The sequence below is a fragment of the Legionella septentrionalis genome (assembly GCF_003989745.1).
GTDB lineage: Bacteria > Pseudomonadota > Gammaproteobacteria > Legionellales > Legionellaceae > Legionella_A > Legionella_A septentrionalis.
Genome location: NZ_RZGS01000025.1, coordinates 18,591 through 35,943 on the forward strand (window position 1 = coordinate 18,591; position 17,353 = coordinate 35,943).

A 17,353-nucleotide genomic window follows, 5' to 3' on the forward strand; every position below is an offset into this window, starting at 1 on the left:
TTTTAGGGTTCGATAAGACCCACATAGGCACCGCTCGGATCGATAATGACCGCTACTAAGCCAAGTTCGTCAATATACACGGGTTCAATTACGACGGCAGCCCCAAGTGCTTTAGCTTTCTCAAGCGTTACATTGAGACTCTCGGTAACAATAAAGCTCAGCCAATTTGGAGGGATAGTACTCATTTGGCGTGGCAGAATTTTTAGCATGCCTGCAACCTTTTTGCCATCAAGTTCGAAAATTGTATAATCGATGTTGTTTACTTTAACGACGCGTCGTTCCCAATTAAACAATTGCATGTAAAAATCGGCTGCCGCTTCTGTATCCACAGTCAGGAGCCGGTTCCATCCCATTTCTCCCTCGCGCTTCATCATATTATTTCTCCAACTAAATCCTTGTAATATGTTTAATATAGGTCAATATGATATAATTAGAAAATTATTTAATTAGTTTAGAATCCACATTATTCGTAATGCTTTTATTTAATTTTCACGGCTTAAAATTTCATAATTAGGTTTTTCATGTCTGAGTCATTCCAGGATTTTAATAAACGACGTACATTTGCCATTATTTCGCACCCTGATGCAGGGAAAACAACTGTGACCGAAAAGTTGCTGCTTTTTGGCGGAGCTATTCAATTGGCAGGGACGGTAAAAGGGCGGAAAGCTTCGCGCCATGCTACATCCGACTGGATGGAAATGGAAAAGGAACGTGGTATTTCAATCACAACTTCGGTGATGCAATTTATTCATAATGGTCATGTAATGAATTTGTTGGATACTCCGGGACATGAAGACTTTTCCGAAGATACTTACCGCACGTTGACAGCGGTTGACTCGGCGCTCATGGTTATCGACGTAGCCAAAGGCGTTGAAGATAGAACAGTGAAATTAATGGAAGTTTGCCGTTTACGCGACACGCCAATTATGACGTTCATCAACAAACTCGACCGTGAAGGGCGCGAACCAATTGAGTTGCTCGATGAAGTTGAAACGGTTCTTGGTATTCAATGTGCGCCTGTGACCTGGCCTGTGGGAATGGGTAAGCGTTTCAAGGGTATCTATCATTTGTACCGGGATGCCGTGTATTTATATCAACCAGGGAAAAATACGCAGAAACAAGATGCCTTGCAAATTAAAGGCTTGGATAACCCGCAACTCGATGAACTTTTAGGGGCTGGGGCCCAAGAGTTGCGCGATGAGATTGAATTGGTAAAAGGCGCTTCCCATGAATTCAACCTGGGCGATTATTTGGCGGGAAAACTGACGCCAGTTTACTTCGGCTCAGCCATCAATAATTTTGGTATCAAGGAATTGCTGGACGATTTTGCACAATTTGCCCCGGGTCCGATGCCGCGTGCTTCCCAAGAGCGAGAGGTTCGCCCTGAAGAGCCAGCTTTCTCAGGCTTTGTATTTAAAATCCAGGCGAATATGGATCCGAAACATCGCGATCGCATTGCATTTTTACGCATTTGCTCTGGAGCATATAAAAAAGGTATGAAATTAAATCACCTTCGCCTCGGCAAAGAAGTACAAATTGCTAATGCATTAACTTTTATGGCTGGTGACCGCGCTCATGCCGAGGTGGCCTTAGCAGGTGATATTATTGGATTACATAACCACGGTACAATTCGCATTGGTGATACATTTACGCAGGGTGAATCTTTAAAATTTACGGGGATCCCTAATTTTGCGCCGGAATTATTTCGCCTGGTGCGCCTGATTGATCCATTAAAAAGCAAAGCATTGCTGAAAGGTTTGATTGAATTATCAGAAGAGGGTGCCACACAGGTATTTAGGCCCCTAAACAGCAACCAATTGATTCTTGGCGCAGTGGGTGTTTTGCAATTTGATGTAGTGGCGCATCGTTTAAAATACGAATATAAAGTAGATTGCGTCTATGAATCAGTGAATATTTCCTGCGCTCGCTGGGTGTATTCTGATGACGACAAGGCAATGGCGGAGTTGCGTACGAAGGCATATGACAATTTGGCACTCGATGGCAGTGATACGCTGACTTATTTGGCGCCCACCCGGGTTAATTTATCCATGGCACAGGAACGCTATCCAAAAATTCAATTTTCGGCTACGCGTGAACACTAATCATCCCGGATAGCAGCGCTATCCGGAATATTCATCTTGCATCCAAGTTATACTGCAGTCATTAACCCGGTGTACAAATCGCTTTGATAGGCTTCTCGCCTTGATTGACAAATTCTACTTTCGCCCCGGAAACAGCAGATACGGTAAAACTTTCTCTATTTTTAAAGTTAAATGAGCGCGTATCTCCTTCAACCAACTCCATTTCATTGATGGTGCCGGACTTACGTAATGCCTTAACCAATACCGGGTTATCCTCGGTTTCGCTACTTACTGTGCAAGTCGCTTTAATACTCCAGAAAAAAAAGTTAACGAGAACCAAGGGATCATTGGGTTTTAACTCAAATTCGATTGCAGCGGTTTGAGAAAAGGGAATAGTCCTCATTGCGAAGGCATTCGTAGTAAATAAAAGGGTAAATCCAAGCAAGCCAAGGCCAAGTTTTCGTAACATAAAAATCTCCACAAGAGAAAAAATACGTCCTAAGATACTCTGAATTTATTTATGTGGCAATTTTAAAAGCATTTTATGCATCAACACGCCATTATAGTGAATTTTTAAATGTGCGGCTTTCTACTTATCTACTGAATAACTGCTCTTTTTTGCGAGTTAAGCTGCAAGATTAATGCAAAACCCGTAGCTTTGCCGCATGCATCGCCTTTACAATCGCTTCCAGTGTATTTTTTGCGTCCCCGAAAACCATATAAGTGTTGTCACGATAAAACAAGTCGTTTTCCACTCCGGCATAACCTGCAGAAAGGCTGCGTTTGAGGAATAAAATATTTTTTGCATGCCCTACGTCTAAAACAGGCATGCCATAAATTGGCGACTCAGGATCTGTTTTAGCGGCTGGGTTGGTGATGTCATTCGCTCCGACCACCAAAGCTACATCGCAGCTAATAAAATCATGATTAATTTCGCTTTGCTCAAAAACATGGTGGTAGGGGATGTTAGCTTCTGCAAGAAGAACATTCATGTGCCCTGGCATACGTCCAGCAACAGGATGGATAGCAAAACGCACTTTGATTGAATGCGCCAGCAGGGTTTCCACTAATTCTTTTACAGCATGCTGCGCGCGGGCTACCGCCATCCCATATCCTGGCACGATGATGACGTCTTTTGCATTGCTTAATAAAAATGCAGCATCTTCTCCATTAGCTTGACGGATAGGCGGTTGCAACCGGTTCGCAGTTGTTGCTTCCTTTGCCACCTCGGAGTTTATCGCGCCGAAAATGACATTTAATAAAGAACGGTTCATGCCTTTACACATGATGTAACTTAAAATAGCTCCGCTTGCACCCACCAAAGCGCCGGTGATGACTAATAAATAATTGCTGAGCGTAAATCCTATACCTGCCGCAGCCCAGCCCGAGTAAGAATTCAACATGGAGATAACGACTGGCATATCAGCACCGCCAATAGGAATGATGATTAAGACACCCATGAGCAGGGAAAGCAGGGCCAATTGCAGAAATAAGAACAGGGAGGGATGGACAATAAATCCAGCCAAGGAGCTAACAACTGCAACCATTAATAATACATTAACAAATATTTGCCCCTGAAAGCGCCGCGGTGTTCCTGCCACTAACCCCTGCAGTTTTAAAAAGGCAATGATTGAGCCTGAAAAAGTTATGGCGCCAATCAGCAAGCCAAGCCCCATTTCCAATAAACTGGTTTTAGCAAGGTTTCCATAAATTGCTATTCCGAAAGCATCGGGAGATAGAAAAGCGCAAAAGCCCACTAAAACCGCAGCTAGCCCTACCAGCGAATGAAAGCCTGCAACCAGTTGCGGGATAGCTGTCATATTTATTTTTAAGGCGATGAAGATTCCAATGATACCTCCGGCAGCGATGAGGCTAAGCAAGATTCCATGTTGCGTAAGAGAAGGCAGCATGAGAGTCGCAGCTACCGCGATTACCATGCCCACTATTCCTAGCCAATTGCCTTTTTTTGCTGTGGCAGGGCTCGCCAGGTTTTTGAGGGCTAGAATAAAACAAACAGCGGCAATTAAATAAAAAATGGAAATCAAATTTAACATGAAGTATCCATCCTATTTTTTATACATGCGAAGCATGCGTTGCGTAACAACAAATCCACCAAAAATATTAATCGCTGCGATAAAAACCGCCAGTCCGCCGAGCACGGTGACACCAAAACTGGCTTGGCTTCCTGCCGCAATCAAGGCACCTAAAATAATAATGCCGGAAATAGCATTGGTAACCGACATAAGAGGAGTATGCAAAGCAGGAGTGACTTTCCAAACTACGTAATAACCTACGAAACTGGCTAGTACAAAAATAATAAGGATAGCAAGGTAGGGGTTGCTTAATGTATCGATGTGCGGCATTTAATGCTCCTTGGCAAATTGGAAGGGTAGATGTTGGCCGTCGTGACAAAGCATGCCTTTTTGAATGATTTCATCTGTTTCATTCAAGTTGAGTTTCTTGTTAGGATCTGCAAGAAAACGGATCAAATGTATGAAGTTGTTGGCATATAATTCGCTGGCCGTGGCGGGGATTTTTCGCGCCAGATTACTATAACCAATAATGGTGATTTGACCGTGTTTTATCACTTGATCACACTCTGTTAATTCACAATTTCCTCCGCGCGAAGCTGCCAGATCAACAATTACAGAGCCTGGTTTCATGGCTTCAATGGTTTGCTTTTTTAGCAACAGCGGCGCTTTTTTATCAGGAATAAGAGCTGAACAAATGATGATATTGGCTTGTCTTGCATGCTCGTCAATTACCTGACTTTGCAGAGCGCGATATTCATCGCTCACCTCATTTGCATAATCCGTTTGCATTTCAGCATTCGCACAATCGCCTGCGGTAATGAATTCCGCCCCCAGGCTTTCAACTTGCTCTTTGGCTGCTGCGCGTACATCAAACGCATACACCACGGCACCAAGCCGCTTGGCAGTGGCAATTGCTTGTAAACCCGCCACACCAGCACCTAAAACCAGTATTTTAGCTGGATTAATCATACCCGCGGCAGTCACCATCATGGGAAGGGCACGGTTAAAATACGTAGCACCTTCCAAAATGCTGCAATAGCCGGCCAAATTAGCTTGTGAGGAAAGGCTATCCATGCTTTGGGCACGGCTTAGCCGCGGCATATTATTTAAGGAAAAAACGCTGATCCTATGCTTTAAACACCATGCCAGCAGGGCACTGCGCGGGTGATTATCTACAGGGGCGATGAGAAAGGATTCCGGTGGCAAATATTTAATTTCATCGGCCAGTGGCTCTTCGACACAAAGAAGAAGGTCTGCATTTTCCAGCAGGAATTTTCGTTCCTTGATGATGACGGCACCGGCATCAAGATATTCTTGATCATGAAAGCCTGCCAGTTTACCGGCATTGGTTTCGAAGTTAACTTCAAAGCCAAGATTGATGTATTGGCGCACAGCAGCAGGCGTGATGGCCACACGGGTTTCATGACCGCCCGGATTAAAAGTTGCAATCATCATAGGTAAGATCCCTTTACCATTCGATATCTTATTTATCGTAAGAGAAGCAGTGTATTTTTTCCAGAAAATTGGATTGAGCGGCTCTTTTCTCTGAAAATATTCAAGCTTATTAAAGGATAATGCTGTAGTGAGCGACAAATTTTTTCCCATAAGGGTATGAGAATGTAAAATTTGCCATACACAAAAATTAAAATACCAGCAAACTGTACTTGTCTTGCCAAATTACCCAGAAATTTTTCAGCAATTTCTGCGGTAAGGTAATGGTCTGATTCTGGATATTGTATAGATAGTTTGACAGTTTTTATGCTGACAAGTTAACATTTTGAGCGTAATTATCTTTATCAACGCGGAGCAATAAATGTTACATAAAACCCAAGTCACTCTATTGGAAGAATTGGCAAAAACGTATGCATATTATACGCAATCAACACCGGACTGGGTGAAGAAGCGCCTGACGTTAGATGGAGGTGTCGGAGGCATGTTATTAGATAGCTGCCATCAGCCTGAGCACATGAAAGTTATTCTAAATGTGCTTAATCTAGGGCTTAAAGAAATGTTACCTGCTGCTACAACTGTTTGTGCAATGTTTGATGAGTTATTAAAAAAAGACGAAGCTATTCAACAGAGTGTTAATAAAGCTTACAGTAAATCCATGGCATGTATTTTACAGCAAAAACCATTAAAAGATGGACTTGGTGAAACGCTGCAGACATTTCATGAAGCACAAAAAATCTTTGATTCAGTGATTGAACTGGCTCCCAAGATTGTAGAAAAAGAGACGCAAGAAAAACAATCCTCAAAATTTTTCTCTCCTTTTTAAGTGTAAATATTCTCAAATATTAACTTTCTGCCGGGAAACAAACATGGGGGCATAGAAGCCTAAGACGTGAAGTGCCTACAAAATCTTCGATATGGAATTACAAAACAAGAGGAAGTGGTGTGAACAAAATAGCTCTATGGTTGCTTACTTCTTGTTTTAGTAGTTTTACTTGTTCAGCTCAGATAGTAGTGGATATTTATGGTGCTAATAAATTGCACGCAGAGCAAATCTTGCGCGAATACACAGCACAAGTCATAGAGATAGAATCTGAATTAGCCAAGCAGCGTGAATATTTTAATTTGACTGGCCATGAGGATATCCAGAAAGTAGAAGAAACTCGGGCAAAAAAAGCTAGATTGATGGAGAGAATCAAAAAAAAGGGTATGTTTCTCTATGCTGATGTGCACACGACTGTATACCCTGGTGAGAAGAATTTATACACTACTATCGAAGTAATCGAAAGGACGAAGCCTGAAAGGCTTGCCTTTGTTAACAAAGATGAGCAAGGCGCAAGCCACTTAATACAACCTGACTTAATTGGAAAAATGCAGAAATATGAAGCCTTGGGCTGGAGGTTAAGCGACACTGGACAATTAACGGAAAAAGATAATATCTGCCCTGTCTATCATTGTATTTTCGGCTTCAATCACCCTAAGTTAAAGCCCTATTTAAATATATTTAATGCAGGTGTTATTAAAGAAAAAACAAAAATATTAAATGCATTAAGTAATGATCCTGATCCTGAGCGTCGGGCATCGGCGGCTTTATTAGTAGGGCACTTTCAAAATCCAAAAGAAATTATCTTCGTATTGTCCAAGCATGTTCACGATAAAAGTCAGCTTGTCAGAAATAATGTGATAAGGGTAATGGGCGAAACGATTGAGAAAGCACCGATCGCTCAAATTAACGTGGAGCCATTTGTAAGTTTATTAAATTCTCCCTACGGAACCGATAGGAATAAAGCTTTATTTTTACTAACCACAGCGCCTTTAGACAAAAAATCCAAATGGCTCATCATTCGTAAGGGACAAAAAAGTTTATTAGCACTTTTGCGTTTAAAACAACCCAATAACCGTGGGTGGGCTTATTTACTTTTAAAGAAAATAAGTGGAAAAAAATATGATGAATATGACTTTTCTGCTTGGGAAAAATGGCTTTCTACGATAAAAAGGGTGTGAGAAAAATGAATAGGCATTTGATTTTAAATTAATGTAATCGGCTTGTTTGCTAAAAATGTAAAAAATTAATCCTAAAAAGAGCTCCGTCATATTATAAAGTTTGCTCCGCCGCTTTTTCGGACTGTTTTCGTGTCAATTGTATAGTGAATATGGGTGTGCCATCGTCCTATTTTTCGTTTTGAACAGAGACTGATAGCTTCTCAATCTTTATCTTGAAAACCTCTCATAATGATGCAATAAATGTATTTTAAAGTCCCAAGATAGTTTTTATTTAATAAGTTTTTTGTCCAATGTCTTAAAGTACACCCCGAGATAATCCCAATGCTTTTTGGCAGCTTATTTCAAGGACCATGAAACTTTTAGAATGCCAGCAGCTTTCTTTCCCCCTGGAGAAAACAGTATGCTAAGTCAATAATTAAGCGATAAATTTGCTGAATTATAAAAGTTGCGATAGAGTGGATTGGTCGATCGCAAGTCCAAAAAATATATGGAAATTCTTTGTTTCTACGCAGGGATAGCAATGGTTTACTTGTCTTACAGCTATCCTATTATTTTTTTAGCCATAGTGATTTTTTTTCGTCCATGCCTTCTTTTCTTTGGATGCTTTACTATTGGCGTGTGCTGGGGCATCTTCCATCAGTGGTGGGTGCATGCAGGCGGGGTGCCTGACGAATCAGTTATTAATAAAGCGGTACTGCAAGGTTATGTCGCCTCCATTCCTGCCAGAACCCATCAGAAAACCCAGTTCCAATTTGATGTCCGTAATTTAAATGGCAAGCCCATAAAAAGCCTTGTTTTATTGTCTTGCTATGATCATTGTCCACTGCTGAAGGCAGGACAATTTTGGCAGCTTACAGCCAAGCTCAAAAAACCACGCAACATACAAAATCCTGGCGGTTTTGATTATGTTTCTTGGCTGAACGCCCGCCACATCCATTGGAGTGGCTATACCAAACGCAATTCATTTACCTTGTTGGAGCGTCCTAATCCTTATTTTTTATTGGTATGGCGAGAGCAGTTAGCCGAGCGTTTGGCAAAACTTATTCCAGATGAGAAACCTCTTGGCATATTGCAGGCATTAACATTAGGGATAACCAACCATATCGATAAAGAAGAATGGGATTTATTCCGGCGTACAGGGACGGTCCACCTCATGGTGATTTCAGGCGCTCATATTGGGTTGGTTGCTGGTTTGGTTTATCTCTTGACCAGGCGGCTTTGGGGTTGCTACAGCCGGTTATGTTTGCTTTACCCGGCGCAAAAAACAGCCAGTATTATCGCTTTCACCGCCGCTTTTATTTATTCCTTGCTGGCTGGTTTTGCTGTACCTGCACAAAGGGCGGTAATTGTTTGTTTTTTTATGTTGCTGCGCAATTTTTGTAATCAACGATTTAGCGCATGGCAAGCTTGGCGATATTCTTTATGCGGCGTGCTGCTTTTTGAACCGCATTCTCTATTGATGTCGGGTTTTTACTTGTCATTTATAGCCGTAGCCATCCTGTTATTTGCAAATCAGCGTTTTTCTTGTACCGGCATAAAAAAAACATTGATTCTGCAGGTCGCTTGCCTTCTTGGGCTTATGCCTATGACGTTGTACTGGTTTTCTTATGGCGCAGTGAATGGGCTTGTCGCAAACTTATTGGCTATTCCCTGGGTAGGGTTTGTGATTGTGCCGTTATCTTTGTTTGTTTTAACAGCCCAAGCTTTCGTCCCTGCCTGGCTAGTTTGGGGTTTGCATGCAACGATCACCATTTTATTGCATTATTTAAACATTGTAGATTCATTTGCTGCTTTAAATTTAAATTTTACCTTCCCAAATGTATTAAGTCCCATGATCTTGATGGGAATTATGGGTTTTAGCGTCATTACCCCTTTACGTCGTTTTCTGCCGGCAATTTTAATGTTAGCTTTTGCAAGTTTTTTCCCGCAAAAGGAGAAAATAATGCCAGCAGAAGCACGTATCGATATTTTAGATGTAGGACAAGGCTTAGCAGTCGTGATACAAACCGCCAAGCATATGGTGCTTTACGATACTGGAGTTAAATTTTACCAAGGCAGCGACATGGGTAAGCTTGCCATCATTCCTTATTTAAGAACCTTGGGGATAAACCGCATTGATAAAATTATTGTTAGTCATCCTGATTTAGATCATCGCGGTGGTTTGATTTCTCTTGAGGAGCAATATACAGTAGGGGAGTTAATCGTTGATAATCCTCTTTTTTACAAACGCGGTTTACCTTGTGAAAATTATCCTGGCTGGACATACGATGATGTGTCATTCCGGTTTTTTCCAATCAAAAAGGAAATAAGAGGTAAAAACAATCATTGCTGTGTTTTGCAAGTCAGTACATCTGGCGGGCAAATCCTTTTACCAGGAGATATTGAGCGGCAAGCTGAGCATTATTTAACGCAAACCTATGGCAATCAGTTGCGTTCAAGCGTTTTATTAGTGCCTCATCATGCGAGTAAAACATCTTCATCCATGGCCTTTTTAAAACAAATAAATCCTGAATTTGCGGTGGCATCCTATGGTTTCGATAATCGTTACCACTTCCCGCACGCGCAAGCATTAGAAAATTATCAGAAATTGGGAATAAAGTTATTCAATACAGTTGATTGTGGAATGGTCAGTATCCATTTAGGAAGAAATTCCGTGCAAGACCCTGTTTGTTATTCTAAAACTGCAGCTTATTTATAAATTTATTGCAGGTTTGCCTTTTATCCGAAAGAAGGCATTTCCCTGGGTGAATGGGAATCCTTTTCGCGCTCAATTTCAGTGGCTTGGTGAAAAGATTTTTCGTTAAAAAAATTGAAAATGCTTCCAGGATTTTTAGGAGCAACGGGCTTTATGGAGCAATTTTTTACTTCTTCCATGATGGATGGAAGCGTAGTGAAAAAATCCTCCCATGCAGAGTTTGTTTGCAGTAAAACTCGAGCATCCTGGATAGCGTTCCCGCTTAATTGTTTAAAGGCTGCAAAAGTAATATCCTGAAAGAAATATAGCTTGGCTGCGTTTAATAATTCTTTGTAAAGAGTATTGAGAATTCGCGTGGATTCAATATCACCCAATATGGATTGGCTTACAGCCGATGCTTTAAATAATGCATGCAGTTTTTGTTCTACCAGCATTAGCATTTGAGTACAAGCTTCTTCAATCGATGTGCGCTTGCCATGAACTACTTCGTGTTGGGTATTAGGCGCTTCAGCAAGTCGATTAAATGTCTTTTTATCCAGAGAAATATAATCAAACTGTGCAAAAATTTCTTCGCACAGTTGTTTGGGAAGTATCTGTTCGAATTCTTTATAAAATTCTTCCATTACAGCGCCTGCAATGGCTTTTAAAATAGAGGGAGGAATGCCCCATTGTACGGTCATACCGGTAGAAACTTGCAATTTTTTTATTTCTTCAAATAACTTGGCTGGATTAGGGGCAAGTTTGATGAAATTTAATGTATGTTCCCGCACTAAGGACATAAGCTTTAAAGAAGCCGTTTCCTGGGTAACATAGATGATATTTACCAATGGATGCAAGCCGTTTAAAGTATCGACTAATTTATTGATAATACCGCTGATGCAAATGGGCTTATCTTTGCCGCCATCGTCTCTATTTTTTTTATCCAGATTATAGCCGCGCTGGCTTTCATAGAGATTTTTGATAAATGCTTCCTTAGCCACCGTAATTCTGCTTGGATTTACATGCATACCTTCCCAAACTAAGGCAAGAATGCAGTCAATTGTTAATTGAGTAATCATTTCTTTCTCATGGAAAATAGCTTCCATATTTTGAATAAAATGCTGGGCTGCCTGTAATTTTAAGGCGGGAATTTCCGGGAAATTATGCGAAGTGATTTCTTTTGCAAATTTCTTAATGGCACAAATATTTTTAGCAATGTCTATTTCCGTATAGTGTGCTTTTAAGTTTTCTAGCGAGGCACGTACACTCTCATGCACACTTGTTGTATGCGTGCTCTGGTTAGGATTTAAGGTTTCTGTGTGATGTACTTGCGTAAGACCTCTGTGTCGGCCTTCCTGCACCTGCAAAATAAGAGGTTCGTTAAAATAATAGGTTGAAATGCCAAGATCGCTGGCATAAACGTTGGGAGAAAAACTAAAAATCGTTGCTTCATTATCTGCTGAAGTTTCATACTCTAAAACAACCATTAAATTTCTTGGTCCGGCATACCAATTGCTTTGTGCCTCTAGGACCGCATCCCTTGTCGAAAAATCAATGGCTTCATGCTGGAAGAATTCTTCTTTTTTAATACTGTCGGCAACATACTCATTTTTTACTGGGCTCTTAACATTCCTTGGGAGTCCAATTGAAATTAAGGTGTATCGCCGCATGGAATAAGTTCCAAAGAGTTCAAAGAAAGAAATATAGCACTTAACTGCCAAACTCTTAATTATTTCTTTAATTCTCGGTAAGCTGCCAATGCGCGTATTCTTGTTTGAGTCAAATTTATGATAGGAGAAGGGTAGTTTTTGCCTAAGATAAAGCCTGGCTGAGCAGGCATTTGCCAAGGTTTATGTAGCCATTTTACAGGCAATGAAGTTAATTCAGGTACCCATTTTTTTACATATTCCCCGCTGGAATCAAATTTTTCTCCTTGTAAAACGGGGTTAAAAATTCTGAAGTAGGGGGCGGCATCCATTCCTGATCCTGCCACCCATTGCCAGTTGAATGAATTGGCAGCTAAATCTGCATCGAGCAAGGTATCTTCGAACCAGGCGGCACCTGTGCGCCAGTCAATCAACAAGTTTTTTGTTAAAAACGATGCCGTAATCATACGAACTCGATTGTGCATATAGCCTGTCTGCCATAATTCCCGCATCCCAGCATCAACGATTGGAAAGCCTGTTTGGCCTTTGTGCCACGCTTGCAGGTAAACCTTGTTTGTCTTCCACTTAAATTCATCAAATGTTTTCTGGATATTGCTATGGGGCAAGGCAGGATAATGATAAAGCGTATAATATGAGAATTCCCGCCAACCCAATTCTGCCAGAAACTTCTCAATGGCACTGTGGCTGTAGGCGGAATCAAATTTTATTTTTTCCAATTCTTGCCATATTCTCCAGGGACTAATTTCGCCAAAATGCAGATGTGGCGAAAGGCGGGACGTGGCTTGACGGGCTGGTAAATCCCGATTTTTATCATAAGCGGCCAGCTCATCTTCGATAAATTGTTGCAATTTTTCCTGTGCGCCTTGTTCGCCAGGTTGCCAATAATCCTTAAAATTACTTGCCCAATCTGGCTTTGCGGGAAGAAGGTGCCAATCATCCAATTGTTCTGAAGAAAATGCAGGGCAAGCCGGCCATTTTTTAATAACTGCTGGTGGATGGGGTGCTAGATGCTGTAAGCAATAGCGCCAAAAAGGGGTAAACCGCTTAAAAATAGTTTGCTGTTGAGTATGAATTTTTGCTGGAGTGAAAAATAAATTAGGTGGGTAAGTTTCGATTTGGATGCCATTTTGCTGCAATATTGATTTGATTTGTTGTTCTTCTTTTCTCAGTTCAGGCTCTATGCATTCATTCCAATAGATGTGGGTAACTTGATGTTGCTTGATGAGTTGCATCAAGACATCCAGTGGATTGCCTTGTTTTAAACATAAACGGGTATTTTGGGTGCAAAGATAATTATTCAAGGCAAGCAATGAATGATGTAGCCACCATTTTTGCGCTGCCCCGCATAAACGTTGCGGATTATCTGAATCAATATAAAGAGGAATGAGCAAATTATGACGATTACAAGCTGCAGCCAATGCCGCATTGTCATCGCAGCGTAAATCTTGTCTAAACCAAAAAAGTGCTGTCATAATAGGTTCCCAAAAAGTGCGCCCAATTGACACAAATATAAACACAATGTATCATATGTGCCAATTTAACGACGCAAGAAGTAGCATTATGCCCCGTATGATTCTTTTGATGATCGTTTTTTTTACGTTCATAAGCAAGGTTACCGCTGATGATTTAGCAGGCCAACAATGCCAGCAGCACCGTTGTATTGCAGTTGTGGATGCAGGCAGCACGGGCACGCGATTGCATATTTACGCATTTGACGTCAATGAAAAGAATGATCCGGTTAATATAAAAGACATTTGGTCGAACAAAATCAAACCTGGTTTTGCCACCTTAAATCCAGATCCTGAAACGATTAATACCTACCTTTCCTCTTTATTTGCTCCTGCCCCTGAACAAAATTTACCTGTTTATTTTTACGCTACTGCAGGCATGCGGTTATTACCACAGCCAAAGCAACAGCAATATTATCAAACGTTACAGCAATGGTTTGCTGCGCAACCGCAATGGCAGCTGGTTGAGTCAAAAACCATTACAGGCAAGGCAGAAGGTTTATATGGTTGGCTGGCGGTTAACTATCAGTTAGGCGCACTTTCCAATCCTAGTCAAGAAGCGGCCAGCGTGATGGACATGGGTGGAGCATCGGTGCAGGTAGTTTTCCCGGTGCAAAATGACTCAGTTATTGATCCAAGCGATATAATCGAAATTGATGTCTACGGCCGTCATATGAAACTTTTCGTGCATAGCTTCCTAGGGCTTGGGCAAACAGTTCTTTCTCATCAGTTTTTAGATGCCAGCAATTGTTTTGCCAATGATTATCTATTACCAAATGGAACCCCAGCGCAGGGCGATGCGCCGACTTGTAAGCGAGATGTTTCAAGATTAATTAACACAGTTCATAGTGTCAGCCGCATCGTAAAACCTGCAGTTGCTGCAAACCCGGGAAATACCTGGTATGTAATAGGCGGCTTGGCTGCATTGGCGCAAGATAAACCGTTTCAATTCCAAGGAAATCAACTCACAAATCAAAGTTTGTTGCAGCAGGCAGACAACATAATTTGCCATCAACAATGGGATGCACTACAAACTCAATACCCGAATAATGAATATATTTATGGCTATTGTTTATTCCCATCCTATTATTATGCTTTAATGGTACACGGCTATGGGTTATCCCCCAGCGAGCCGGTACGCTACCTAGCCAATTCGCAAAATGTCGATTGGACTTTGGGAGTAGTGTTGCATCATCAGCAAACTCAAGTATAATACCCGCCGTGCCGTTGTAGCTCAGTTGGTAGAGCAATTGATTCGTAATCAAGAGGTCGGAGGTTCGACTCCTCTCAGCGGCATAGTAAAATCAATGAGTTACAAATAGAAAGTTAAAAATTGAAAAAATTTGGTACCGTTTTTGGTACCAGTTTTGAAATGTAATTAATAGACATTAATTGATATCAAAATAACATTAGGTATTCTGGTTCTTTCCCAATTAGGAGCAGCTTTAATCATTCGCAGAGCACCCTAACACGAACCCTATAATTTTCTAAAACCATAAGTTCGGTTTAAATGAGAACAAAATACAATATAAATGATCATTTTGTGAGTTTATATAGATCATAGTGTAAAAAAACACTCCTTAATATGATTGTCTTGATGAAATAATAAAATTATAATCCAATACTGTTATTCAAGGATATTAATAAGGAGATGTTATGAACGTATATTATTCTAATAGAATTGATACCGACGAAGATAAGGATGAATATATGCCTTGGTAAATAAAGGAGATATAAGTATCTCCTTTTATAGTTTTATATTGATATGAAATTAGTTTTTAACAATGATGTTCTAGCGGTCATTGATGATTTCCTGGAGCAACCATCTTTTGAAAAAATTTGGAATTTTATTCAAACTGAAAAATTCAAGTTTGTTCACTCTTCTAAATGGGTAAATGCTTTTAGTCTTGAGGATGGATCTCCTCTATGGGGCAGCGTTACTATTTCTCATCCTAGGCCTGAGGCTTGCACTACAGAACAAGTTTATCCTACAAACTCAACCATTGATTTATTTATACAAGAATTAATCACAAGCTCCTCTGAGTATCATCACTTAATTGGTTTCAAGGATAGAGATTGGGATTTTTTCTATGCTAGACCCTATCTATATCCTAGAGGCTCGGGGCTTTCTTGGCATACAGATGGTAAGTATAAAATTTCAGGTGCTTATGTGTATTACTGCCATCCAATTTGGGACATCAATTGGGGAGCTGAATTACTGATAAATCCCACCTTACAACTTGATTTCGATTATTCAGAAGTGACATTAATTAACGATAAGAAGAAAAAGGTTGGCTACCATCTGAATAGTGCTGAATTGAATAAGTATGCTGATGATGGTGTTGGATATTATATCGTCCCTAAACCAAATAGGTTGGTAATTTTTAAAAATAATATCCTTCATTGTATAAAAAAAGTAGAGAATGCAGCAGGAAATCATGTAAGGGCATCGATTACAGGTTTTTTTATGAGTAATGACAAAATACAAGAAACGAAAGAGGCAGAAAAAGAATATTCAATCTAAAAATTATTTGATTAGTTTAGTCAGATGAAATTATAGAAAGCATCTGTTTTAATATGGTTGGACATTATGAAATGAATTTAGTGCACGAAATCAGACCCACTCAAGCTCAAGAAAAAGTAAATTTTGTTATTTTGATCCCCAATTCTGATGAAGTCGAATTATCTAACTTTATACTGAGGGAAGAAGATGTTCCCTATAATGAACAACCACGTCATTATCAATTTAAAAAATGGTCTGCCTGGTGTTCTGCTCATTTCTCTTCCTATTACTACTATATTAAGTATAAAAATTCTCTCTTACGATGTAAGCAATTTTTGTATGACTTTGGACCTTTATCTACATTAGATCATGCTGCCCTATACGATCATTGGGTTTGGGAAATGAAACCCCACGTATTGAATCAGGAAAATGTTTGTTGGATTGGTTATGATTATTCAAAATCAAAAACGTTAAGTTTTTTATCTTATGGAACGAATATCGAACTTCGTCTGATTGAAGGACATTTGAAAGATGAAGAATTTTTAGATCTTTGTAAGTTTTTTTCTCCTATTTCCTCAACAAGTGAAATATTAAAAAAGAAATTTTTTGAATTAACATATTGGTCTCGTTTTAGCAATTGCATGAAAAATGCCTGTATAAAGAATGATACATATAAACCGCCTTCAAGTTTATGGAATATAAGATGGCCAATGCATAATATTCTAAGAGGTAGCATGCCAAATAGTGATATTAAATATTTAAAGGATCTTAATTTGGATTTAATTCCTGATAGCCAATTTTTTTATGGCAATGAAGATAAAATAGAGGAAGTTCAAATAGTCATGTATCCAAAAAATGGGAAGAAAAACCAAATTGCATGGTTTCGTATTTTCAATAAAGACACTTTTCCAATAAAGAAGCCTTCGCTTTCTAGATTACCAAATATAAATTCATATAGCGGGTACAGTAACTTCAATATAACTGTCCTAAATCCGAAGAGTCATGAAATTACGAGCAATGTCTACATTGCCAGCTTTAGCAATCGTTATGGTCCATATGATGCGCTTTGGTGGGATAATGAAAATGCTTATCTACTTCAATTAAGTGCTGGAGTTAATACTACTATCGATTATTTTAAAAAGATCTTTATCAATTTGTAGATGAAATAAATCTGATAATTGTACTAAAAATAGCGTTTAGTCTTTTTACTGCAGCTTATACCGCGTATCCAAAATAGAATTAAATATAATGAACATATACAATTAGTTTAAGGATAATTTTAATTGAGCATATTCAATGGATGAAAATAATGATGTAAACCCTCCTTTTTTAGTGCCAAGCTAAACTAGAGGTTTCCGGGTTTCTGTTTAATCGGTATTGAACAGGCGTCATGCTGTTTAAAGCTTGATGCGGTCGTTCCTCGTTATATTCTTT

14 protein-coding genes and 1 tRNA gene are annotated in these 17,353 nt (G+C 39.8%); 8 read left to right on the forward strand and 7 right to left on the reverse strand.

Features of this window, described 5'->3' with window-relative positions; genetic code table 11:
• Window positions 1-2 precede the first annotated feature (2 nt).
• A complete protein-coding gene (locus ELY11_RS08720) occupies window positions 3-374 on the reverse strand; it encodes a VOC family protein (RefSeq protein WP_126954755.1) in 372 nt (123 codons plus the stop codon).
• A gap of 147 nt (window positions 375-521) precedes the next feature.
• On the opposite strand from ELY11_RS08720, the gene ELY11_RS08725 reads away from it, so the two are divergent.
• Window positions 522-2,102: a peptide chain release factor 3 gene (locus ELY11_RS08725; protein ID WP_126954754.1), complete on the forward strand. Its 1,581-nt coding sequence runs from the start codon at window positions 522-524 to the stop codon at window positions 2,100-2,102.
• Between the two features lie 61 nt (window positions 2,103-2,163).
• On the opposite strand, the gene ELY11_RS08730 is transcribed toward ELY11_RS08725, so the two are convergent.
• From ELY11_RS08730 to ELY11_RS08745, 4 genes are all read right to left on the reverse strand, one after another.
• A complete protein-coding gene (locus ELY11_RS08730; RefSeq protein WP_126954753.1) occupies window positions 2,164-2,550 on the reverse strand; it encodes a hypothetical protein in 387 nt (128 codons plus the stop codon).
• Between the two features lie 169 nt (window positions 2,551-2,719).
• Entirely contained in the window at window positions 2,720-4,135 is a 1,416-nt protein-coding gene (locus ELY11_RS08735) for an NAD(P)(+) transhydrogenase (Re/Si-specific) subunit beta (RefSeq protein ID WP_126954752.1), read from the reverse strand.
• Window positions 4,136-4,147: 12 nt separating this feature from the next.
• Entirely contained in the window at window positions 4,148-4,444 is a 297-nt protein-coding gene (locus ELY11_RS08740) for a proton-translocating transhydrogenase family protein (RefSeq protein WP_126954751.1), read from the reverse strand.
• Complete coding sequence (locus ELY11_RS08745) at window positions 4,445-5,569, reverse strand: NAD(P) transhydrogenase subunit alpha (RefSeq protein ID WP_126954750.1); 1,125 nt, start codon at window positions 5,567-5,569, stop codon at window positions 4,445-4,447. It abuts the gene before it with no gap.
• A 358-nt stretch (window positions 5,570-5,927) separates the two neighbouring features.
• On the opposite strand from ELY11_RS08745, the gene ELY11_RS08750 reads away from it, so the two are divergent.
• From ELY11_RS08750 to ELY11_RS08760, 3 genes are all read left to right on the forward strand, one after another.
• The gene (locus ELY11_RS08750) at window positions 5,928-6,389 is read left to right on the forward strand and encodes a hypothetical protein (protein WP_126954749.1); all 462 of its coding nucleotides are present in this window, start codon (window positions 5,928-5,930) and stop codon (window positions 6,387-6,389) included.
• A gap of 119 nt (window positions 6,390-6,508) precedes the next feature.
• On the forward strand, window positions 6,509-7,567 hold the full coding sequence (locus ELY11_RS08755; RefSeq protein WP_126954748.1) for a HEAT repeat domain-containing protein: 1,059 nt from the start codon (window positions 6,509-6,511) through the stop codon (window positions 7,565-7,567).
• A gap of 520 nt (window positions 7,568-8,087) precedes the next feature.
• Complete coding sequence (locus ELY11_RS08760) at window positions 8,088-10,265, forward strand: DNA internalization-related competence protein ComEC/Rec2 (RefSeq protein ID WP_158614997.1); 2,178 nt, start codon at window positions 8,088-8,090, stop codon at window positions 10,263-10,265.
• Window positions 10,266-10,285: 20 nt separating this feature from the next.
• On the opposite strand, the gene ELY11_RS08765 is transcribed toward ELY11_RS08760, so the two are convergent.
• Window positions 10,286-11,911, reverse strand: a complete 1,626-nt coding sequence (locus tag ELY11_RS08765) for a hypothetical protein (RefSeq protein ID WP_127033129.1) — start codon at window positions 11,909-11,911, stop codon at window positions 10,286-10,288.
• A 59-nt stretch (window positions 11,912-11,970) separates the two neighbouring features.
• Entirely contained in the window at window positions 11,971-13,383 is a 1,413-nt protein-coding gene (locus ELY11_RS08770) for a cryptochrome/photolyase family protein (RefSeq protein WP_127033137.1), read from the reverse strand.
• Window positions 13,384-13,468: 85 nt separating this feature from the next.
• Here ELY11_RS08770 and ELY11_RS08775 point away from each other — a divergent pair, with 85 nt between their 5' ends.
• The 4 genes from ELY11_RS08775 to ELY11_RS08790 all read left to right on the forward strand — a co-directional run bounded on the left by ELY11_RS08775 (window position 13,469) and on the right by ELY11_RS08790 (window position 17,079).
• Window positions 13,469-14,629, forward strand: a complete 1,161-nt coding sequence (locus ELY11_RS08775; protein WP_233579774.1) for an acetate and sugar kinases/Hsc70/actin family protein — start codon at window positions 13,469-13,471, stop codon at window positions 14,627-14,629.
• A gap of 10 nt (window positions 14,630-14,639) precedes the next feature.
• Window positions 14,640-14,712 (forward strand) — tRNA-Thr (locus ELY11_RS08780).
• A 469-nt stretch (window positions 14,713-15,181) separates the two neighbouring features.
• Window positions 15,182-15,940: a 2OG-Fe(II) oxygenase gene (locus tag ELY11_RS08785; protein WP_127033131.1), complete on the forward strand. Its 759-nt coding sequence runs from the start codon at window positions 15,182-15,184 to the stop codon at window positions 15,938-15,940.
• A 71-nt stretch (window positions 15,941-16,011) separates the two neighbouring features.
• Window positions 16,012-17,079: a hypothetical protein gene (locus ELY11_RS08790; protein WP_127033133.1), complete on the forward strand. Its 1,068-nt coding sequence runs from the start codon at window positions 16,012-16,014 to the stop codon at window positions 17,077-17,079.
• Window positions 17,080-17,353: the final 274 nt, after the last annotated feature.